The 21,092-nt window shown below is 59.3% G+C and carries 16 protein-coding genes; 13 read left to right on the top strand and 3 right to left on the bottom strand.

Annotated features, from left to right (window positions below; genetic code table 11):
- The first annotated feature begins 154 nt into the window (after positions 1-154).
- From HKK53_RS18300 to hemE, 11 genes are all read left to right on the top strand, one after another.
- Positions 155-1,219 carry a pilus assembly protein PilM gene (locus tag HKK53_RS18300; protein WP_169371993.1) on the top strand — a complete coding sequence of 355 codons (1,065 nt, stop codon included), beginning with the start codon at positions 155-157 and terminating at the stop codon, positions 1,217-1,219.
- On the top strand, positions 1,219-1,785 hold the full coding sequence (locus HKK53_RS18295) for a PilN domain-containing protein (protein WP_169371992.1): 567 nt from the start codon (positions 1,219-1,221) through the stop codon (positions 1,783-1,785). The genes HKK53_RS18300 and HKK53_RS18295 overlap by 1 nt, the downstream gene beginning before the upstream one ends.
- Positions 1,782-2,405 (top strand): type 4a pilus biogenesis protein PilO, encoded by a 624-nt coding sequence (gene pilO / locus HKK53_RS18290; protein WP_169371991.1) that lies wholly within the window; start codon positions 1,782-1,784, stop codon positions 2,403-2,405. Before HKK53_RS18295 ends, pilO begins: the two co-directional genes overlap by 4 nt.
- Positions 2,402-2,929, top strand: coding sequence for a pilus assembly protein PilP (locus HKK53_RS18285; protein ID WP_169371990.1), 528 nt, complete (start codon positions 2,402-2,404; stop codon positions 2,927-2,929). Before pilO ends, HKK53_RS18285 begins: the two co-directional genes overlap by 4 nt.
- Before the next feature lie 13 nt (positions 2,930-2,942).
- A complete protein-coding gene (pilQ, locus tag HKK53_RS18280; RefSeq protein WP_169371989.1) occupies positions 2,943-5,033 on the top strand; it encodes a type IV pilus secretin PilQ in 2,091 nt (696 codons plus the stop codon).
- A 4-nt stretch (positions 5,034-5,037) separates the two neighbouring features.
- Positions 5,038-5,556, top strand: a complete 519-nt coding sequence (aroK, locus tag HKK53_RS18275; protein ID WP_169371988.1) for a shikimate kinase AroK — start codon at positions 5,038-5,040, stop codon at positions 5,554-5,556.
- A gap of 151 nt (positions 5,557-5,707) precedes the next feature.
- Positions 5,708-6,808: a 3-dehydroquinate synthase gene (aroB, locus tag HKK53_RS18270; RefSeq protein ID WP_169371987.1), complete on the top strand. Its 1,101-nt coding sequence runs from the start codon at positions 5,708-5,710 to the stop codon at positions 6,806-6,808.
- 10 nt (positions 6,809-6,818) lie between these two features.
- A complete protein-coding gene (locus HKK53_RS18265) occupies positions 6,819-8,402 on the top strand; it encodes an SPOR domain-containing protein (protein ID WP_169371986.1) in 1,584 nt (527 codons plus the stop codon).
- A 350-nt stretch (positions 8,403-8,752) separates the two neighbouring features.
- The gene (gene gltB / locus HKK53_RS18260; protein WP_169371985.1) at positions 8,753-13,198 is read left to right on the top strand and encodes a glutamate synthase large subunit; all 4,446 of its coding nucleotides are present in this window, start codon (positions 8,753-8,755) and stop codon (positions 13,196-13,198) included.
- 33 nt (positions 13,199-13,231) lie between these two features.
- Positions 13,232-14,650 carry an FAD-dependent oxidoreductase gene (locus HKK53_RS18255; protein WP_157711003.1) on the top strand — a complete coding sequence of 473 codons (1,419 nt, stop codon included), beginning with the start codon at positions 13,232-13,234 and terminating at the stop codon, positions 14,648-14,650.
- 154 nt (positions 14,651-14,804) lie between these two features.
- Positions 14,805-15,872, top strand: coding sequence for a uroporphyrinogen decarboxylase (gene hemE / locus HKK53_RS18250; RefSeq protein WP_169371984.1), 1,068 nt, complete (start codon positions 14,805-14,807; stop codon positions 15,870-15,872).
- A 59-nt stretch (positions 15,873-15,931) separates the two neighbouring features.
- Here hemE and HKK53_RS18245 read toward each other — a convergent pair whose 3' ends face one another.
- From HKK53_RS18245 to HKK53_RS18235, 3 genes are all read right to left on the bottom strand, one after another.
- Positions 15,932-16,576: a retron system putative HNH endonuclease gene (locus HKK53_RS18245; RefSeq protein WP_169371983.1), complete on the bottom strand. Its 645-nt coding sequence runs from the start codon at positions 16,574-16,576 to the stop codon at positions 15,932-15,934.
- Entirely contained in the window at positions 16,573-17,838 is a 1,266-nt protein-coding gene (locus HKK53_RS18240; protein ID WP_169371982.1) for an AAA family ATPase, read from the bottom strand. Before HKK53_RS18240 ends, HKK53_RS18245 begins: the two co-directional genes overlap by 4 nt.
- Positions 17,839-17,916: 78 nt before the next feature.
- Positions 17,917-19,194, bottom strand: a complete 1,278-nt coding sequence (locus HKK53_RS18235) for an MFS transporter (protein ID WP_169371981.1) — start codon at positions 19,192-19,194, stop codon at positions 17,917-17,919.
- A 118-nt stretch (positions 19,195-19,312) separates the two neighbouring features.
- Between HKK53_RS18235 and HKK53_RS18230 the strand changes: the two genes are divergently transcribed.
- Together HKK53_RS18230 and HKK53_RS18225 are read left to right on the top strand one after the other, a co-directional pair.
- Positions 19,313-20,215: a LysR family transcriptional regulator gene (locus tag HKK53_RS18230; RefSeq protein WP_169371980.1), complete on the top strand. Its 903-nt coding sequence runs from the start codon at positions 19,313-19,315 to the stop codon at positions 20,213-20,215.
- 350 nt (positions 20,216-20,565) lie between these two features.
- Positions 20,566-20,895, top strand: a complete 330-nt coding sequence (locus HKK53_RS18225) for a DUF6124 family protein (RefSeq protein WP_169371979.1) — start codon at positions 20,566-20,568, stop codon at positions 20,893-20,895.
- Positions 20,896-21,092 lie beyond the last annotated feature (197 nt).

Genomic DNA, 21,092 nt, shown 5'->3' with positions numbered 1-21,092 from the left:
CGACCCGCGCTGGCAGTAAAAGCGGAAAAAATCGCTGGGCATTATAAGCATTTTTCCGCCGTGGGCGTCATTTGCGCTTCTGTCAAGCCGCAGGGATTGAACGCAATGCACATTACAGAGTCCGTAACTCACGGATAGTCATAGGGAATTGGTAGTGCTAGGACTCTTCAATAAAAAGACCAGAACGCTTCTGGGGATCGACATCAGCTCCACGTCGGTGAAGCTTCTGGAACTGAGCCGCCAGGGCGACCGCTATCGGGTCGAGGCCTATGCGGTCGAACCGCTGCCAGCCAGTGCCGTCATCGAAAAAAACATCGCCGAGCTCGAAGGCGTGGGCCAGGCCCTGTCTCGCGTGCTGCTCAAGGCCCGGACCGGGATCCGCAATGTCGCCGTGGCCGTGGCCGGTTCGGCGGTGATCACCAAGACCATCGAGATGGACGCCGGGCTGTCCGACGACGAGATGGAGAACCAGCTCAAGATCGAGGCCGATCAGTACATTCCCTACCCGTTGGACGAAGTCGCCATCGACTTCGAAGTCCAGAACGTATCGGCGCGCAACCCCGAACGGGTCAATGTTTTGCTTGCCGCCTGTCGAAAAGAAAACGTCGAGGTTCGCGAGGCTGCCCTGGCTCTGGCCGGGTTGACCGCCAAGGTGGTGGACGTCGAGGCCTACGCCCTTGAACGTTCCTTTGGTCTGCTGGCGACCCAGCTCGCCTCCAACCAAGAGCGCCCGACCGTCGCGGTGGTGGACATCGGCGCGACCATGACCACCCTGAGCGTGCTGCACAACGGCCGGATCATCTACACCCGCGAACAATTGTTTGGTGGTCGCCAGCTCACCGAAGAGATTCAGCGCCGCTACGGGCTGACCATTGAACAGGCCGGGCTCGCCAAGAAGCAGGGCGGCTTGCCGGACGATTACGTCAGCGAGGTGCTGCAACCGTTCCGCGAGGCCCTGGTGCAACAGGTCTCTCGTTCATTGCAGTTTTTCTTTGCGTCCGGCCAGTACAATGCGGTCGACCATATTCTGCTGGCCGGCGGCACCGCCTCGGTGCCCGGGCTCGATCGGCTGATCGAGCAGCGGCTGGGCACTCCGACGCAGGTCGCCAACCCGTTCGCCGACATGTCGCTGAGCAGCAAGGTCAATGCCGGCGCCCTGGCCAGCGATGCACCGGCCTTGATGATTGCCTGTGGTCTGGCGCTCAGGAGTTTCGACTGATGGCGCGGATCAACCTTTTACCCTGGCGTGAAGAACTGCGCGAAGAACGCCGAAAGCGCTTTCTGCTGACGTTAGTGGGCGTGCTGGTCGTTTCGGTGGGCCTGGTGGTGATTGCCGACCAGGTCTTCAGCAGCGCCATCAGCCAGCAGGTGGCGCGCAACGACTACCTCGGCAAACAGATTGCCATCGTCGATGAACGGATCAAGCAAATCAGTGACCTCAAGGCCCGTCGCCAGCAACTGGTGGAGCGCATGCGCATCATCCAGGATCTGCAAGGCAACCGGCAGATCAGCGGGCGAATCTTCGAGCAGTTGGCGCGCACCCTGCCGGACGGCGTGTATTTCACTGAAGTGAAAATGGCGGGCAAGAGCCTGGCCATCACCGGCGCGGCAGAGTCGAACAACAAGGTCTCGGAGCTGATGCGCAATCTGGATGCCTCGGACTGGTTCGACGCGCCAAGCCTGACCGAGGTCAAGGCGACGACCGCCGGTCAGTTGGATCAGGCCAACGTCTTTCAGTTGACCGTGCGTCAGACCCGGCCAGTTGTCGTGGAGGGTGCCAAATGACGCCATCCGAATGGTTCGAAGGGCTGCGCAAGATCGACATCAACGATCTGGACACCAACAACATCGGCTCCTGGCCGCCGGCAATCAAGGCGGCGGCGGGCATACTGCTAATGGTCCTGGTGTTGGCGCTGGGCTACAACTTTTTCATCAGCGACCAGCAAAACGAGCTCAATCTCAAGCGCACGGAAGAGTTGACGCTCAAGGAACAATTCGCCAGCAAGGCCCGCCTGGCGGCCAACCTGGAGCTCTACACCCAGCAGATGAAGGAGATGGAGAATTCCTTTGGCGTGCTGTTGCGCCAACTGCCCAGCGATACCGAAGTCCCCGGCCTGCTGGAGGACATCACCCGCACCGGCCTGGGTAGCGGCCTGGAGTTCGAAGAGATCAAGTTGCTGCCGGAAGTCACCCAGCAGTTCTACATCGAATTGCCGATCCAGATCACCGTCACCGGCGCCTATCACGACCTGGCGACGTTTGTCAGTGGCGTGGCCGGCCTGCCGCGTATCGTCACCCTGCATGACTTTGACCTGGCGCCGGCCAACCCTGACGGCGGGACGAAGCTGCGCATGAGCATCCTCGCCAAGACCTACCGCTACAACGACAAGGGGCTGCAAAAATGACCCCGTTTCGTTGTCTATCGATGGGGCTGTTGCTGGCAGGCCTGGCCGGTTGCGGCGGCGACAATGGCTTCGGCGACCTGGACGCTTACCTGAACGAAGTGCGCCTGCGTCCGCCGGGCAAGATTGAACCAACGCCGACATTCCGGTCTTACCCCACATTCACTTACAGCGCGGCGAACCTGCGCAGCCCGTTTTCCCGACAGGTCAGGGTTGACCTGACGGCTCAGAAGCACGGTTCACGCAACGTCAAGCCCGACCCCAGTCGGGTCAAGCAATACCTCGAAGGTTTCAACATCGAGCAGTTTGAAATGGTCGGCACGATCTCCAATGCCTCCGGCTCCTTTGCGCTGCTGCGCGGGGCGGGCGGTGTGCACCGGTTGAAAGTCGGCGATTACCTGGGGCGTAACGATGGGCGGATCGTCGCCATCAGCGGCTCGCAAGTCGATGTGGTCGAAATCGTTCCCGACGGCGAAGGTGCCTGGCTGGAACGACCACGGACCATCCCTTTGAAAGAGCACTCATAGTGGAACTCGAACAATGAACAGGATTTTCTCAACCTTCGGTATTTCGCTATGGATAGCGCTGCTGTCGCCGATGGTACTAGCGGCCAACCTCAATGCGCTGGATGTCGCAGCGCTGCCGGGTGACCGCGTCGAGTTGAAGTTGACCTTCGACGGGCCGCCACCGCCGCCCCACGGCTACACCACGGAGCAACCGGCGCGCATTGCGCTGGATCTGCCGGGTGTGGTCAGCAAACTGGCCAACAGGAATCGTGACCTGGGTGGCGGCAACGCCCGCAGTGCCACGGTGGTGGAGGCCAAGGACCGGACGCGACTGATCATCAACCTGACCCAGCTGGCGCCCTACAGCTCCAGGGTTGAAGGCAACAATCTGTTCGTAGTCGTTGGGCAGGGCGCTAAAGGCACGGCGCCCAAACCCGTCGCCAGTGCTCCGCGCACCGCCACGGCCACGCCAGCCCCGGCGAAAGCCTACGCGCCGGCGGGCAAGGCCATCCGGGGCGTGGACTTTCAGCGCGGCACCCAGGGTGAAGGCAATGTGGTGATCGACTTGTCGGATCCGTCCATCGCGCCGGACATTCAGGAACGGGACGGCAAGATCATCCTCGGTTTCGCCAGGACCCAATTGCCCGAGCCGTTGCGCGTGCGTCTCGACGTCAAGGATTTCGCTACCCCGGTGCAATTCGTCAACGCCAGTGCCACCGGCGACCGTGCCGTGATCAGTGTTGAACCCAGCGGTGCCTTCGAATATTCGACCTACCAGACCGACAACAAGCTGACCGTTAGCATCCGTGCGGTCACCGCCGACGACTTGCAGAAGCGCAACGCCGAACGCTTTGCCTACACCGGTGAAAAACTCTCGCTGAATTTCCAGGACATCGATGTGCGCTCGGTGCTGCAACTGATCGCCGACTTCACCAACCTCAATCTGGTGGCCAGCGATACGGTGCAGGGCGGCATTACCTTGCGCCTGCAGAACGTGCCGTGGGATCAGGCGCTGGACCTGGTGCTGAAAACCAAAGGCCTGGACAAACGCAAGATCGGCAACGTGTTGCTGGTCGCGCCGGCCGATGAAATTGCCGCGCGGGAGCGTCAGGAACTGGAGTCGCAGAAGCAGATCGCCGAGCTGGCGCCGCTGCGTCGGGAGCTGTTGCAGGTCAACTACGCCAAGGCTGCGGATATCGCCAAGCTGTTTACCTCGGTGACCAGCGCCGAGGCGAAAATCGATGAGCGCGGTTCGATCACCGTCGATGAACGGACCAATAACATCATTGCGTACCAGACCCAGGATCGCCTCGACGAGCTTCGGCGCATCGTCGCGCAGCTGGATATCCCGGTGCGCCAGGTAATGATCGAAGCGCGGATCGTCGAAGCCAATGTCGATTATGACAAAAGTCTCGGCGTGCGCTGGGGTGGGTCGATCCAGAACAAGGGCAACTGGAACACGTCGGGCGTCAGCAATAATGGGGCTAATGCTTCATCGACCATCGGTACGCCTGGCAGCACCAGCACCAACTCACCGTTCGTCGACTTGGGTACTGCGGCCAATACCTCGGGGCTCGGTATCGCTTTCATCACCGACAACGTACTGCTCGACCTCGAGCTGACGGCCATGGAGAAGACCGGTAACGGCGAAATCGTCTCGCAGCCCAAGGTGGTCACGTCCGACAAGGAAACCGCGAAAATCCTCAAGGGCACGGAAATTCCCTATCAGATGGCCAGCTCTAGCGGTGCGACATCAGTCGAATTCAAGGAGGCCTCGCTGTCCCTCGAAGTGACACCGCAGATAACCCCGGACAACCGAATCATCATGGAGGTCAAGGTCACCAAGGATGAGCCGGACTATCTGAACAAGCTCAACGATGTCCCGCCGATCAAGAAAAACGAAGTCAACGCCAAGGTGCTGGTCAACGACGGCGAGACCATCGTCATCGGCGGGGTTTTCTCAAATACTCAGAGCAAGGTTGTAGATAAGGTGCCATTTCTCGGCGATGTGCCGTATCTTGGCCGCCTTTTCCGGCGTGACGTGGTTTCGGAGAAAAAATCCGAGCTGCTGGTGTTTCTCACTCCGCGTATCATGAATAACCAGGCGATTGCTGTGAGTCGTTGATTCTGTGCGAAATTTGATTCTTGTTGGACCGATGGGTGCTGGCAAAAGCACCATCGGCCGTTTGCTGGCCAAAGAGCTGCGCCTGCCATTCAAAGATTCCGACAAGGAAATTGAATTGCGCACGGGCGCCAATATCCCGTGGATCTTCGATAAGGAAGGCGAGCCCGGCTTTCGTGATCGCGAGCAAGCGATGATCGAAGAGCTGTGCGCTTGCGACGGCGTCGTACTGGCGACCGGCGGCGGTGCCGTGATGCGCGAAGCCAATCGTCGGGCCTTGTATGCCGGGGGGCGCGTGGTCTATCTGCACGCATCGGTCGAGCAGCAAGTTGGCCGCACCTCCCGCGATCGCAATCGTCCGCTGTTGCGCACCGCCGATCCGGCCAAGACCCTGCGCGATCTGTTGGCGATCCGCGATCCGCTTTATCGGGAAATCGCCGATCTGGTGGTGGAAACCGATGAGCGGCCGCCGCGAATGGTCGTGCTCGACATCCTTGAACGCTTGCAGCAGCTTCCTCCCCGTTAAAGCGCGGCGCGAAATGCGCTATCCTCGGCGTCCTGTCATGGCCGCTCAAGGTTGTGGCGGATGGCTATCAAACGGCGTCACACCAGCAGACACCGCGCACATTCGTTAACTCAAGGCAGGACGCCTGATTCCATCTTCACTGTGGGGACACATGCAGACACTCAAGGTCGATCTAGGCGAGCGCAGCTACCCGATTCATATTGGCGAAGGTTTGTTGGATCAGCCCGAATTGCTGGCCCCGCACGTTCGCGGACGGCAAGTGGCAATCATCTCCAACGAGACCGTAGCGCCGCTCTATCTCGAACGTCTGACCAAAAGCCTCGCCCAGTTTTCAGTGGTCTCGGTGGTGTTGCCCGACGGCGAAGCCTTCAAGACCTGGGAAACCCTGCAACTGATTTTCGACGGTCTACTGACCGCCCGGCACGACCGCCGCACCACGGTGATCGCCCTCGGTGGCGGCGTGATCGGTGACATGGCCGGTTTTGCCGCCGCCTGCTACCAGCGTGGCGTGGACTTCATCCAGGTGCCGACCACGCTGCTGTCGCAAGTCGACTCGTCGGTGGGTGGCAAGACCGGGATCAACCATCCGCTGGGCAAGAACATGGTCGGCGCCTTCTATCAGCCCAATGTGGTGCTGATCGACACTGCGACGCTCAATACTTTGCCAGCTCGCGAACTGTCTGCTGGCCTGGCCGAAGTCATCAAGTACGGGCTGATCTGCGACGAGCCGTTCCTCACCTGGCTCGAAGAAAACGTCGATCGCCTGCGCGCCCTGGATCAGGTCGCCCTGACGTACGCTATCAAGCGCTCCTGCGAGGCCAAGGCTGAAGTGGTGGGTGCCGACGAAAAAGAAACCGGCGTGCGCGCCACGTTGAACCTGGGCCACACCTTCGGCCACGCCATCGAAACCCACATGGGCTATGGTGTGTGGCTACATGGTGAGGCGGTCGCTGCTGGCACCGTAATGGCGCTGGAAATGTCCGCGCGCCTGGGCTGGATCAGCGAACAAGAGCGAGATCGCGGTATTCGTCTGTTCCAGCGTGCCGGCCTGCCGGTCATCCCGCCGGAAGAGATGACCGAAGCCGATTTTCTCGAACACATGGCAATTGACAAGAAAGTGATCGACGGTCGTTTGCGCCTGGTGCTGCTGCGCCACATGGGCGAAGCGGTGGTGACCGACGATTATCCGAAAGAGGTTCTACAGGCCACGCTGGGAGCGGATTACCGCGCCCTGGCTCAGCTTAAAGGTTAATAAGATCCCGATGACTAGTTTGCATGCCGACGAGGCTTTCCTCGGCCATTTCCAGTTAAGTCATGACCCTTTTGCTCCACGGGTGCCTGGCTTCAAATTTTTCCCGGCCCAGCGCAAACCGGTGCTGGGGCAACTGCATCACCTGGCGCGCTACAGCCAGTTGCTGCTGGTGGTCACCGGCCCGCAAGGCAGCGGCAAAACCCTGTTGCGCCAGGCCCTGGTGGCCAGCACCAACAAGCAGTCCGTGCAAAGCGTGGTGGTTTCCGCCCGTGGTGCCGGCGATGCCGCGGGTGTGCTGCGTCAGGTCACCCAGGCACTGAACGTGGCCCAGGCCGAGATCAACGCGATCCTGGCCCAGGTGGTGCAACTGGCCCTCACCGGGCAGGAAGTCTACTTGCTGGTGGATGATGCCGAGCAGCTCGACGAATCCGCGCTGGAAGCCTTGATGGCGCTGGCGGCCGGCGCACCGGAAGGGCGCCCGCACGTGTTCCTGTTCGGCGAATCGTCGCTGATTGCGCAACTGGAGGCCTTGAGCCTCGAGGAAGAGCGCTTCCACGTCATTGAATTGCAGCCTTACACCGAAGAAGAAACCCGCGAATACCTGGATCAGCGTCTCGAAGGCGCCGGTCGGGGTATCGAACTTTTCACCGCGGATCAGATCTCTGATATTCACGAAAGCTCCGACGGTTGGCCTGGCAACATCAACCAGGTCGCCCGCGATGCGATGATCGAAGCCATGATTGCCAGCCGCACAGCGGTTAAGCGTCCAAGTATGGGGTTCAACATGCCGAAGAAACACGTATTGGCGATTTCCGCCGTAGTCGTGGTCGCGGTAGCCGCCGCCTGGTTGATGCCGGGCCGCAGCAAGACACCGACCACCGGCGCACCGGCCAACGAACAGGCGCAACTGCCGTTGGGCACGCCGCAACCGAATGCTGCTGGCGGGGCTCCGTCCGTGGAGTTCGCCGGTAATACGCAACCGATGCCGTTGCCGCTGGTCGGCCAGCAGCAACCGGTCATGCGCAGCCCGCTGGCCGAAGCGGCCGGTGGTATCACTGAAGGCGACGACGGCGTGCCGGTCGAAGGCTCCAGCGCTACACCGCCGACCGTGACCACCATCGCACCGCCGACCGGCATCCAGCCTGGCCCTGCGCCAACGCCTACCGCTAAACCGGCGCCGGCACCGACTCAGGTCGCTACCGCCAAGCCAGCGCCTGCGCCAGTGGCCAAACCGGCTCCAGCGCCAGCCAAGCCAGTCGTCGCCGCCAAACCGGCCGAGAAGCCGGTTACCGTGGCCAAGGCCGCCGGTGGCGCCTGGTATGCCGGGCAGCCGACGAGCAACTACGTGGTGCAGATCCTCGGCACCAGCTCCGAGGCCGCTGCGCAAACCTTCGTCAAGGAGCAGGGCGGCGAGTACCGTTACTTCAAGAAAGTGCTGAACGGCAAACCGCTTTTCGTCATCACCTACGGCAGCTTCGCCAACCGCGATGCAGCCGTTTCCGCTATCAAGGCCTTGCCAGCGAAGGTTCAGGCTGGTAAACCTTGGCCTCGCACCGTCGCCAGTGTCCAACAGGAACTGGCTACAGCTCGCTGATGATTCGGCGGCCTTACCCAGGCCGCCTCTCCCGGCACCTCAAAATTTTCCACATGCGCATGCCGCCCTAGAGGCCGCGTGCGTTGTGGTGTCTGCGTCATAGTGGTCTTTGAGTCGTTGCGGTCAAAATTAAAAAAGTTTTGACTAGCACAGCATATCGCTTTAAACCTTTCACAAATGCGACATAGATTTGCGACATTTCGTCGTCAAATTTGTGAGCCTAAGTGTCGGTGTGTACAATGACCTCCCTTTTGCCCCCGCAAAGCTGACGTACGTTCGGCGTGGATGGCAAGTGGTTGAATTGAAAAGAAATTTGCTTCGAAAAGAGGCAGCCTGGTGAGAAAGTGTCTATGAAAGCAGGTCTGTACCAACCAGATGAATTCAAGGATAACTGCGGTTTCGGCCTGATAGCCCATATGCAGGGCGAGCCCAGTCATACCCTTTTGCAAACGGCCATTGAGGCCCTGACCTGCATGACCCACCGCGGTGGGATCAACGCCGACGGCAAGACCGGTGACGGTTGCGGCTTGCTGATTCAAAAGCCGGATGTGTTCCTGCGAGCCATTGCCCAGGAAACCTTCGGCGTCGAATTGCCCAAGCAATATGCCGTGGGCATGGTCTTCTTCAACCAGGACCCGGTCAAAGCCGAAGCCGCTCGCGAGAACATGAACCGCGAGATCCTCGCGGCCGGCCTGACTCTCGTCGGCTGGCGCAAAGTGCCGATCGACACCAGCGTCCTCGGCCGTCTAGCCCTTGAGCGCCTGCCGCAGATCGAGCAGGTGTACATCGGCGGTGAAGGCCTGAGCGATCAGGACATGGCGATCAAGCTGTTCACCTCCCGTCGTCGCTCGTCCGTGGCTAACGCCGGTGACGCTGATCACTACATCTGCAGCTTTTCGCACAAGACCATCATTTATAAAGGCCTGATGATGCCGGCGGATTTGACCGCCTTCTATCCAGACCTCAGCGACCAGCGCCTGCAAACCTCGATTTGCGTGTTCCACCAGCGCTTCTCGACCAACACCCTGCCGAAATGGCCGTTGGCGCAGCCGTTCCGTTTCCTCGCCCACAACGGCGAGATCAACACCATCACCGGTAACCGCAACTGGGCCGTGGCCCGTCGCACCAAGTTCACCAACGATTTGATGGACCTGGAAGAACTCGGCCCGCTGGTCAACCGTGTCGGTTCCGACTCCTCGAGCATGGACAACATGCTGGAGCTGATGGTCACCGGTGGCATCGACCTGTTCCGTGGCGTGCGGATGATCATTCCGCCAGCGTGGCAGAACGTCGAAACCATGGACCCGGACCTGCGTGCATTCTACGAATACAACTCGATGCACATGGAACCGTGGGACGGCCCGGCCGGCGTAGTAATGACCGACGGTCGTTACGCGGTGTGCCTGCTCGACCGTAACGGTCTGCGTCCGGCGCGTTGGGTCACCACCAAGAACGGCTTCATCACCCTGGCCTCGGAAATCGGTGTCTGGAACTACCAGCCTGAAGACGTGATCGCCAAGGGCCGCGTGGGCCCGGGCCAGATCTTTGCCGTGGACACCGAAACCGGTCAGATCCTCGACACCGATGCGATCGACAACCGCTTGAAGTCCCGTCATCCGTACAAGCAATGGCTGCGCAAGAATGCCCTGCGCATCCAGGCGACCATGGAAGACAACGACCACGGTTCGGCTTTCTACGACGTCGACCAGCTCAAGCAGTACATGAAGATGTACCAGGTCACTTTCGAAGAACGTGATCAGGTGCTGCGTCCGCTCGGCGAGCAAGGCTACGAAGCCGTTGGCTCGATGGGCGACGATACGCCGATGGCCGTGCTGTCCCAGCGCGTGCGCACGCCGTACGACTATTTCCGCCAGCAGTTTGCGCAGGTTACTAACCCGCCGATCGATCCGCTGCGTGAAGCTATCGTCATGTCGCTGGAGATCTGCCTCGGTGCCGAGCGCAACATCTTCCAGGAGTCGCCGGAACACGCCTCGCGCGTGATCCTCAGTTCGCCGGTCATTTCCCCGGCCAAGTGGCGCTCGCTGATGAACCTCGATCGTCCGGGCTTCGAGCGCGCGATCATCGATCTGAACTACGACGAAAGCGTCGGCCTCGAAGCGGCGATCCGCAACGTTGCCGATCAGGCTGAAGAAGCTGTGCGCTCCGGTCGTACCCAGGTTGTGTTGAGTGACCGGCACATTGCCCCGGGCAAGTTGCCGATCCACGCTTCACTCGCCACCGGCGCGGTGCACCATCGCCTGACCGAAAAAGGCCTGCGTTGCGATTCCAACATCCTCGTGGAAACCGCCACCGCCCGCGACCCGCATCACTTCGCGGTGTTGATCGGTTTTGGCGCCTCGGCGGTTTATCCGTTCCTGGCCTACGAAGTGTTGGGCGACCTGATCCGTACCGGTGAAGTACTGGGCGACCTCTACGAGGTGTTCAAGAACTACCGCAAAGGCATCACCAAAGGTCTGCTGAAGATCCTGTCGAAGATGGGCATCTCGACCATTACGTCGTACCGCGGTGCGCAGTTGTTCGAAGCCATCGGCCTGTCCGAAGAAGTCTGCGAATTGAGTTTCCGTGGCGTGCCAAGCCGTATCAAAGGCGCGCGTTTCGTCGACATCGAAGCCGAGCAGAAAGCCTTGGCCGCCGAAGCCTGGAGCCCGCGCAAGCCGATCCAGCAGGGCGGTCTGCTGAAGTTCGTCCACGGTGGTGAATATCACGCCTACAACCCTGATGTGGTCAGCACCCTGCAAGCCGCTGTGCAGCAGGGCGACTACAGCAAGTTCAAGGAATACACGGCGCTGGTGGACAACCGTCCGGTGTCGATGATCCGCGACCTGTTCAAGGTCAAGACCCTGGACACGGCGCTGGACATCAGCGAGATCGAACCGCTGGAATCGGTGCTCAAGCGCTTCGACTCCGCGGGCATCTCCCTTGGCGCCTTGTCGCCGGAAGCTCACGAAGCCCTCGCCGAAGCGATGAACCGCCTCGGTGCGCGTTCCAACTCCGGCGAAGGCGGCGAAGACCCGGCGCGCTACGGCACAATCAAGAGCTCGAAAATCAAGCAGGTCGCCACTGGTCGTTTCGGTGTAACCCCGGAATACCTGGTCAACGCTGAAGTGCTGCAGATCAAGGTCGCTCAGGGCGCCAAGCCCGGCGAAGGTGGTCAGCTGCCAGGGGGCAAGGTCAACGGTCTGATCGCCAAGCTGCGTTATGCAGTACCGGGCGTGACCCTGATTTCGCCGCCGCCGCACCATGACATCTATTCGATCGAAGACTTGTCGCAGCTGATTTTCGACCTGAAACAAGTCAACCCGAAGGCTTTGGTCTCGGTGAAGCTGGTTGCAGAAGCGGGCGTCGGCACCATCGCTGCCGGTGTGGCCAAGGCCTACGCGGACTTGATCACCATCTCCGGCTACGACGGCGGCACGGGCGCATCGCCGCTGACCTCGATCAAATACGCGGGCGCACCGTGGGAACTCGGCCTGGCCGAAACCCACCAGACCCTGCGTGGCAACGACTTGCGCGGCAAAGTCCGGGTACAAACCGACGGCGGCCTGAAAACCGGCCTCGACGTAATCAAGGCTGCGATCCTCGGCGCTGAAAGCTTCGGCTTCGGCACCGCGCCCATGATCGCCCTAGGCTGCAAATACCTGCGCATCTGCCACCTGAACAACTGCGCCACCGGCGTGGCGACGCAGAACGAGAAGCTGCGCAAGGATCACTACATCGGCACCGTCGACATGGTGGTGAATTTCTTCACCTACGTCGCCGAAGAAACCCGTGAATGGCTGGCCAAGCTCGGCGTGCGCTCCCTCGAAGAGCTGATCGGTCGTACCGATCTGCTGGAAATCCTCGAAGGCCAGACCGCCAAGCAGCAACACCTCGATCTGACGCCGTTGCTGGGCAGCGATCACATTCCGGTAGATAAGCCTCAGTTCTGCCAGGTGGATCGCAACCCGCCGTTCGACAAGGGCCTGCTGGCCGAGAAAATGGTCGACATGGCCACTTCCGCGATCAACGACAAGAGCGGCGCGGATTTCGAGCTGAATATCTGCAACTGCGACCGTTCGATCGGCGCGCGGATCTCCGGTGAAATCGCCCGTAAGCACGGCAACCAAGGCATGGCGAACGCGCCGATCACCTTCCGCTTCAAAGGGACGGCCGGTCAGAGCTTCGGCGTGTGGAACGCCGGCGGCTTGAACATGTACCTGGAAGGCGACGCCAACGACTACGTCGGCAAAGGCATGACTGGCGGCAAGCTGGTTATCGTTCCGCCGAAGGGTAGCGTCTACAAGACCCAGGACAGCGCCATTATCGGCAACACCTGCCTGTACGGCGCCACCGGCGGCAAGCTGTTCGCCGCTGGCACCGCGGGCGAGCGTTTCGCCGTGCGTAACTCCGGTGCTCACACCGTGGTGGAAGGCACTGGCGATCACTGCTGCGAGTACATGACCGGTGGTTTCGTCTGCGTCCTGGGCAAGACCGGTTACAACTTCGGCTCAGGCATGACCGGCGGTTTCGCCTACGTGCTCGACCAGGACAACACCTTCGTCGACAAGGTCAACCATGAGTTGGTCGAGATCCAGCGGATCAGCGGCGAAGCGATGGAAGCCTATCGCAGCCACCTGCAACGCGTGCTGGACGAATACGTCGCGGAAACCGACAGCGAATGGGGTCGTAACCTCGCTGAAAACCTCGATGACTATCTGCGTCGTTTCTGGTTGGTCAAGCCTAAGGCTGCCAATTTGAAATCGTTGCTTTCCAGCACCCGTGCCAATCCGCAGTGATATGCGCCTGAAGAGTTTGATGAGGTTTTAACAATGGCTGAACGTCTGAATAACGACTTCCAGTTCATCGACGTCGGGCGCAAAGATCCGAAGAAGAAACTGTTGCGTCAACGCAAGAAAGAGTTCGTGGAAATCTACGAACCGTTCAAACCCCAGCATTCGGCCGATCAGGCCCACCGCTGCCTGGGTTGCGGTAACCCGTATTGCGAATGGAAGTGCCCGGTGCATAACTTCATTCCGAACTGGCTGAAACTGGTGGCCGAGGGCAACATCCTTCAGGCCGCCGAGCTGTCGCACCAGACCAACACCTTGCCGGAAGTGTGCGGCCGAGTGTGCCCGCAGGATCGTCTGTGCGAGGGTGCCTGCACCCTTAATGACGGGTTTGGTGCGGTGACCATCGGCTCGGTCGAGAAGTACATCACCGACACCGCGTTCGCCATGGGCTGGCGCCCGGACATGTCCAAGGTCAAGCCGACCGGCAAGCGTGTTGCGGTCATCGGCGCAGGCCCGGCCGGTCTGGGCTGTGCCGACGTTTTGGTACGCGGCGGCGTGACCCCGGTGGTGTTCGACAAGAACCCGGAAATCGGTGGTCTGCTGACTTTCGGCATCCCCGAGTTCAAGCTGGAAAAGACCGTGCTGAGCAATCGCCGCGAAGTCTTCACCGGCATGGGCATCGAGTTCCGCCTGAACACCGAAGTGGGCAAGGACGTGACCATCGAGCAGTTGCTCGAAGAATACGATGCCGTGTTCATGGGCATGGGCACCTACACCTACATGAAGGGCGGCTTTGCCGGTGAGGACCTGCCGGGCGTGCACGATGCGCTCGATTTTCTGATCGCCAACGTCAACCGCAACCTGGGCTTTGAAAAGTCGCCGGAAGATTTCGTCGACATGAAAGGCAAGAAGGTTGTGGTCCTGGGCGGCGGCGACACGGCGATGGACTGCAACCGCACCTCGATTCGCCAGGGCGCCAAGTCGGTGACCTGCGCTTATCGTCGCGACGAAGCGAACATGCCGGGCTCGCGCAAAGAGGTGAAGAACGCCAAGGAAGAAGGCGTGAAATTCCTCTACAACCGCCAGCCGATCGCCATCGTTGGTGAAGACCGCGTCGAAGGCGTGAAAGTGGTCGAGACCCGTCTCGGCGAACCGGATGCCCGTGGCCGTCGCAGCCCCGAGCCGATCCCGGGTTCCGAAGAGATCATCCCGGCGGATGCCGTGGTTATCGCGTTCGGTTTCCGTCCTAGCCCGGCGTCGTGGTTCGAGCAGTTCGAGATCCAGACCGACAGCCAGGGCCGCGTCGTGGCCCCGGAGCAGGGTCAATACAAACACCAGACCAGCAACCCGAAAATCTTCGCCGGTGGCGATATGGTTCGCGGCTCTGACCTGGTGGTGACGGCGATCTTCGAAGGCCGCAATGCCGCCGAAGGGATCCTGGATTACCTGGGCGTCTAAACCCTCCGCTGATCGTTCCCACGCAGAGCGTGGGAACGATCTGGCGAGTGAAAAACCGCGACAAATTGACCCGATAGACAAAAGGTGCGGCGCTTGCCGTGCCTTTTGCGTCGCGCTCTGAGAAAATGCCCGCACTTTTTTTCCGGATGCCGACATGACTGCCCTGAAGAACGACCGTTTCCTTCGCGCCCTGCTCAAGCAACCTGTAGACGTCACGCCGGTATGGATGATGCGTCAGGCCGGTCGCTACCTGCCTGAATACCGCGCCAGCCGTGCCAAGGCCGGTGACTTCATGAGCCTGTGCATGAACCCGGAGTTCGCTTGCGAAGTCACGATGCAACCGCTCGACCGCTATCCGCAACTGGACGCGGCGATCCTCTTCTCCGATATCCTCACCATCCCCGACGCCATGGGCCAAGGCCTGTACTTCGAAACCGGTGAAGGCCCGCGCTTCAAGAAAGTCGTCAGCACGATGGCCGACATCGAAGCCCTGCCGATCCCGGATCCGCACAAAGACCTCGGCTACGTCATGGACGCGGTCAGCACCATCCGCCGCGAACTGAACGGCCGCGTGCCGCTGATCGGCTTTTCCGGCAGCCCATGGACCCTGGCCACCTACATGGTCGAAGGCGGCTCGTCGAAAGACTTCCGCAAGACCAAGGCCATGCTCTACGACAACCCGCAAGCCATGCACCTGCTGCTGGATAAACTCGCGCAGTCGGTCACCAGCTACCTCAACGGCCAGATCATGGCCGGCGCCCAAGCCGTGCAGATCTTCGACACCTGGGGCGGCAACCTCTCGGCGGCGGCGTACCAGGAATTCTCCCTGGCCTACATGCGCAAAATCGTCAGCGGCCTGATCCGCGAACACGAAGGCCGCAAAGTACCGGTCATCCTCTTCACCAAGAACGGCGGGCTGTGGCTGGAAAGCATCGCCGACGCTGGCGCGGACGCCTTGGGCCTGGACTGGACCTGCGACATCGGCGAAGCCCGTCAGCGTGTTGGCAACAAAGTTGCGCTGCAAGGCAACATGGACCCGACCGTGCTCTACGCCAAGCCAGAAGCCATCCGCACCGAAGTCGGCCGCATCCTCGCCAGCTATGGCAAGGGCAGTGGCCACGTGTTCAACCTCGGCCATGGCATTACCCCGGAAGTCGATCCGGAGCATGCGGGCGCGTTCATGCGCGCGGTGCATGAGTTGTCGGCGCAGTATCACGAGTGATGACTACCCGATAACGAAAACGCCCGGCTTATGCCGGGCGTTTTTGTTTGTGTCGATTTTCAGTGGCCGAGGAGCTGTTCCGCGTAGCGGGCGATGATGTGGTCGAAAGGTTTTTGATCGGAGATGTCAGTTGAACGAATCGCGGTGACGAGACGATTGAGGTCTTCTTCACTGGCCTGCGTGATGAATTCTTCATCGAACAGCAGCCGGATGGTGTTCTGACGACGATTGTTCAGGTAGGCAATATCTAGCGCCAACACTTCGATCATCTTCGATGCAGGCAGGTCTTCAGAGTCTGTTGGTTGGATTTCACCGGTTCTCAGATACCGGAAGCGCAGTTCACATCGTTCATCCATTGGAGAGATATGTAGCGCTTCGTCAAACCAATTGCTTTTGCGATGGCCGCAGTGCAATGGGTTGCCGGGTTTTGTCTCCCGCAGGCAAGAGGCATGGAGATTCCGATACTCCAATGCCAGTTCTTCGAAATGCTCTTGAGGTTTGAAATGCTCGATATGGCTGTTGGACGCCTCTATTTCTCTACCGCAGTAGCAGCAGAAGAATCCTTGTTCCGTTAACAAGCTGTTGTGAAGGTCGCGTTTTTGCGGGTTTTGCAGCGTTGGGTAAGTAGGAGTCCACTCATCATTTGCCGAGTTTTTCCATTCTGTAAATGAAGCAGGTTCAGTTCCTTTGAGCACTCGCTTCATTTTCCGAGGATCTCCTTGCGCCTCATCAGCGCTTCGGCTCCTGCAAACTCAGGGAGGTCAGGGGCTTTTTTCTTCAGCGCCTCAAGCTGGACTTTTGCTTTTTTGAGATCGTTGTCTTCCAGGGTGGAGAACAGCTCGGTGAGCAGTCTTTCAATTTCGGGCTCGCGTTGTGTAACACCCATGACTTCTTCCAGCACGCTGCTGGAATCCAGGCCATAGGTGACCCGTGGGTGGGATGCGTCGCCATTGTTTAGAACGATCACTTCTTCGGGTTTCAGGCTGCCGATGATTTGAGGAGAGTGGCTGGCGGCGATGAACTGGATTTTCGGAAAAGCATTCCTGAGTACCGACACTATTCTGCGTTGCCATGCAGGATGAAGGTGGATGTCCAACTCATCAATGATGATCACGCCGGTGGTTAGTGCCAGTACTTTGCTACCCATTTGCGGATTCAGGAGACAAATACGCCGTGCAATATCAGCTACGAGAGCAATCATTCCCCGTTGACCATCACTGAGATCGCTGAAGAGAACTGATTTGCTTCCGAGGGTTACTATCAAACTACGCAGGTCTAAGTCGTACTCAATGCCTTGGGACTCGGGTAATGCAATTTTCAGTGTCGAATTTACCCATTGTAATTCGTCATCAAAATGCTCTCGAGGACCTGAGCGAGACATTCTCTGAAGCCTCTCCAGAGTTTTTCCGATAACCCAGCTTTCGAACTCTTGAAGGTTGGCGGCCGCATCAAACCACTTAGAATAAGCATCAAATCTTGATGGCTGTTGCTTAACAGCAGATTCTGCTGAGGTTTTGCTCGATAGCCATCTACGATTTGCCTGGTACACGGCGATCATCGGGAGGTCAAGAGTGCTTCCGGAATCTATAAGCTCAAGTTGCTTTGATATAGCTATGTTGATGTCTACGTTAAAACTAGTTGAGACACCATTGCGTTCTTTAGATACGCTCCAAGTCTTAAAGCCAAATGCAGCTCCAGCAGCATTTACCTTTAGTGGGTAAGCCCTTTCAAATCGAAGTCGATCTTCAAATTTTTGAATAACAGATCGTGCATCTTCATCTGCTAACAGCGGAGCTGGATGTCCCAAGGAGTTGACAAAATTTCTGAAGCATAAGGCCACCGCCTGCAATAACGAAGTCTTCCCACTCCCGTTAACCCCCACCACCAGATTGAAACCCGGCTGAAAGTCGAAAGTGGCATCTTCGTAGCAACGAAAATTCTGAATGTGGAGACTGTCCAGGCGCATTCTGGCTTCCCTTTACCAAGACTGACGAATGCCGTCAGTGTACCTTGGCTCGCGATTACCGCTAGGGCGCAGTTGTGGCTAAACCTGTGCGGTGCCCGGCAACGGCGGCAACTTCGCCAGTTTCAGCGCCACCAACAGCGCAATCACCAGCAACCCACCTATAAACAACCCGATCCCGTTCCACCCGCCAAGGTGCCAGAACACCCCACCGGCCGTGCCGGCAATGCTCGACCCGGCGTAATAGCTGAACAGATACAGCGACGACGCCTGCCCCTTGGCCTTGATCGCCCGCCGTCCGATCCAGCTACTCGCCACCGAATGCGCGCCGAAGAAGCCGAAGGTGAAGATCAGCATGCCGATGATCACCAGCGGCAGCGGTGTAAACATGGTCAGCGCCAGGCCTGCGAGCATCAAGGTGATCGTTGCCCACAACACTTTGCGGCGACCCAGTTTGTCCGCCAGGGAACCGATTTTCGCCGAGCTGTAAATCCCCGACAGATACACCACCGACAGCAGCCCGACGAAGGCCTGGTCCATGTTGTAGGGCGCCGCCAGCAGGCGATAGCCGATGTAGTTGAACAGCGTGACGAAGGCGCCCATCAACACAAAGGCTTCGAGGAACAGTAACGGCAGGCCGGCATCGCGAAAGTGCATGGTGAAGCCGTCGAGCAAGCTGCGCGGGTGCATTGAGCGAGCGCAAAAGTTGCGCGATTCGGGGAGGATTTTCCAGAACACCGTCGCCGCGATCAGCGCCAGGCCGCCAATCACCAGCATCGCCGTGTGCCAGCTGACAAAGTCGATCAATACGCCAGTGATCAAGCGGCCACTCATCCCGCCAATCGCGTTGCCGCCGATGTACAAGCCCATGGCCAGGCCGATGTGCTGCGGATGGATCTCTTCGCTCAGGTAAGTCATGGCCACCGCCGCCAGGCCGCTCAACGACAACCCGATCAGCGCACGCATGATCAGCACGCCTTCCCAGCTTGGCATCATCGCGCTGGCCATTGTGCACAACGCCGCGGCGAACAACGCGGTCACCATCACCGGTTTGCGCCCGACACGGTCGGAAATCGGTCCGGTAATCAGCAGGCCAATGGCGAGCATGCCCGTAGCCACTGACAGAATCAGGCTGCTCTGCGCCGCATTGATCGAATACTCGTGGGACAGCAACGGCATCATCGGCTGCACGCAATACAGCAGGGCGAACGTCGCGAAGCCGCCAGAGAACAGCGCCAGCACGGTGCGCATGAACATCGGCGTGCCTTTTTCGATGTAGATCTCATTCAGCTCGGCGACGACATCGTCCAGCACAGTGGGCGGAACTTCATGGGCGAGTGGGGCGACAGCAGTTTTCACTTCGGACCTCGGAGGGCGCAGCCGGTCAGGCAATGAAAAAAGCATATAGCTGCCTAACGATTCAATCCAATATATTATTCGACCTGTTTAAGACGTTTTACGACCTAATGGAGTTTTCATGGAATTGCGCCATTTGCGCTACTTCATCGCCGTCGCCGAAGAACTGCATTTTGGCCGGGCTGCCCAGGTGCTCGGCATCTCCCAGCCGCCGTTGAGTCAGCAGATTCAGGCGCTGGAAGCCGAGGTCGGCGCGCGGTTGTTCGAGCGTACCAATCGTCGGGTCGAGCTGAGTGAGGCCGGTCGGTTGTTTCTGGAAGAGGCGCGGCTGGTGTTGGCCCAAGTCGACAAAGCAGCGGATGTTGCCCGTCGAGCGCAGCTGGGCGAGTTGGGCGAACTGAAAATCGGCTTCACCTCGTCGGCACCGTTCAACTCGACCATCCCCCAGGCGATCTTCTCGTTTCGCCAACGCTTCCCGGCGGTGCACCTGAACCTGCGAGAGATGAGCAGCACCCAAGTGGCCGACGCGCTGGTGGATGAGTCGATCGAAGTCGGGATCATGCGGCCGCTTGGCCTGCCGGATTCCCTCAGCGTCGTGGAGTTGATGCGCGAGCCTCTGGTGGCGGTGCTCAGTTCCAAGCATCCATTGGCGAACGACAGCGAAGAAGGCCTGTTTCTATCAGCCCTTGCCCTCGAGCCTTTCGTCTTTTTCCCACGCAGTTATGGCAGTGGTCTGTACGCCCAATTGCTCAGCCTGGCGCGGGATGCCGGTTTCAGCCCGCACTTCGCCCAGGAGGCCGGCGAGGCGATGACCATTATTGGATTGGTGGCGGCGGGGCTTGGGGTGTCGGTGCTGCCGGCGTCGTACCAGCGGATGAGGATTGATGGTGTGGTTTATCGGCCGCTACTGGATCCGGAAGCGGTGTCGGCGGTGTGGCTGGTGCAGCGCAAGGACCAGAAATCGCCGATGGCGAAGGCGTTTGTGGAGTTGTTGACGAGGAAGGTGGAACCCCTGAAATCGTGATGCCCTCTGTGGGACATTTCCGAAGCTATGTTCCGAAAGACTACAACGCCTTGCGGCGGAGCTTACGACAGGCTCAGAATCCGCCGGCTTGTACGCTTTGGGGGCCATCGGTAACTTGATTCGCATCACTGCTCATCAGTGATCGGGTTTAGTAGCTCGTGGTTACACGAAGCGTATTTGCGTTCCAGACAGTCAGGTATTTTCCATGCCTGTGCTTGATGGTAGCTGTGCGCAGGGCGCTCTCGGGCGCGCCGGTTTCGTGTCTCCCCGGTCTACTAACCTGCGTTCAGCTGCCACCCTTTTGTTTAGTAGCAATTCGGTGACGGCTCCACTTTTTTGGAGACCGAATTATGTTCAAGGACACACCAAACCCGCCGGATGGTCATTCGGCATCTCTCGACACGTCCCCGGACGCAGAAACGCTCAATCAGTCCGCCGATAACGTAGCGCCCCTCTACAAGCGAAAACCCAGCAACATCGTTTTCATCGCGCCCGAAGTCGACAACCGGACCTTGCTGGAATACGCGAGTGAATCGCTGGCATCGGCGAATGTCATGGCGAGTGATTTCGTGAGATTTCTGGAGGGATCGCAGTGCAACACACTACTTGGGATTCAGCAGTCGATCATGTTGGGAGAGCTGGCGGTCAACCGGGTGCTGGATAACTTCGACTCACCTTGAAAACGACAGAGATGATCGTTCCCACGCTCCTGCGTGGGAATGCCTCAATGGACGCTCTGCGTCCGCCTCGGCAGGGACGCGGAGCGTCCCGGGCTGCATTCCCACGCAGAGCGTGGGAACGATCAATACTTGTTCAAAAAATACGTAGCGGTGGTTCCTGCTGCATAAGAATGCAAGGGGAGTGGGCCGCGTCCCTT

It is taken from the genome of Pseudomonas sp. ADAK7 (assembly GCF_012935675.1).
In the GTDB taxonomy this organism is placed as follows: Bacteria; Pseudomonadota; Gammaproteobacteria; order Pseudomonadales; family Pseudomonadaceae; genus Aquipseudomonas.
Note: the sequence above shows the minus strand (reverse complement) of the source record. Positions and strands in the feature narration are given on the sequence as shown.

What these genes read in the sequence shown, in the direction of transcription:
- HKK53_RS18295 (WP_169371992.1), top strand. Translation starts at nt 1,219, where the DNA reads ATGGCGCGGATCAACCTTTTACCCTGGCGTGAAGAACTGCGCGAAGAA.
- pilO (WP_169371991.1), top strand. Translation starts at nt 1,782, where the DNA reads ATGACGCCATCCGAATGGTTCGAAGGGCTGCGCAAGATCGACATCAAC.
- HKK53_RS18285 (WP_169371990.1), top strand. Translation starts at nt 2,402, where the DNA reads ATGACCCCGTTTCGTTGTCTATCGATGGGGCTGTTGCTGGCAGGCCTG.
- pilQ (WP_169371989.1), top strand. Translation starts at nt 2,943, where the DNA reads ATGAACAGGATTTTCTCAACCTTCGGTATTTCGCTATGGATAGCGCTG.
- aroB (WP_169371987.1), top strand. Translation starts at nt 5,708, where the DNA reads ATGCAGACACTCAAGGTCGATCTAGGCGAGCGCAGCTACCCGATTCAT.
- HKK53_RS18265 (WP_169371986.1), top strand. Translation starts at nt 6,819, where the DNA reads ATGACTAGTTTGCATGCCGACGAGGCTTTCCTCGGCCATTTCCAGTTA.
- gltB (WP_169371985.1), top strand. Translation starts at nt 8,753, where the DNA reads ATGAAAGCAGGTCTGTACCAACCAGATGAATTCAAGGATAACTGCGGT.
- HKK53_RS18255 (WP_157711003.1), top strand. Translation starts at nt 13,232, where the DNA reads ATGGCTGAACGTCTGAATAACGACTTCCAGTTCATCGACGTCGGGCGC.
- hemE (WP_169371984.1), top strand. Translation starts at nt 14,805, where the DNA reads ATGACTGCCCTGAAGAACGACCGTTTCCTTCGCGCCCTGCTCAAGCAA.
- HKK53_RS18245 (WP_169371983.1), bottom strand. Translation starts at nt 16,576, where the DNA reads ATGAAGCGAGTGCTCAAAGGAACTGAACCTGCTTCATTTACAGAATGG.
- HKK53_RS18240 (WP_169371982.1), bottom strand. Translation starts at nt 17,838, where the DNA reads ATGCGCCTGGACAGTCTCCACATTCAGAATTTTCGTTGCTACGAAGAT.
- HKK53_RS18230 (WP_169371980.1), top strand. Translation starts at nt 19,313, where the DNA reads ATGGAATTGCGCCATTTGCGCTACTTCATCGCCGTCGCCGAAGAACTG.
- HKK53_RS18225 (WP_169371979.1), top strand. Translation starts at nt 20,566, where the DNA reads ATGTTCAAGGACACACCAAACCCGCCGGATGGTCATTCGGCATCTCTC.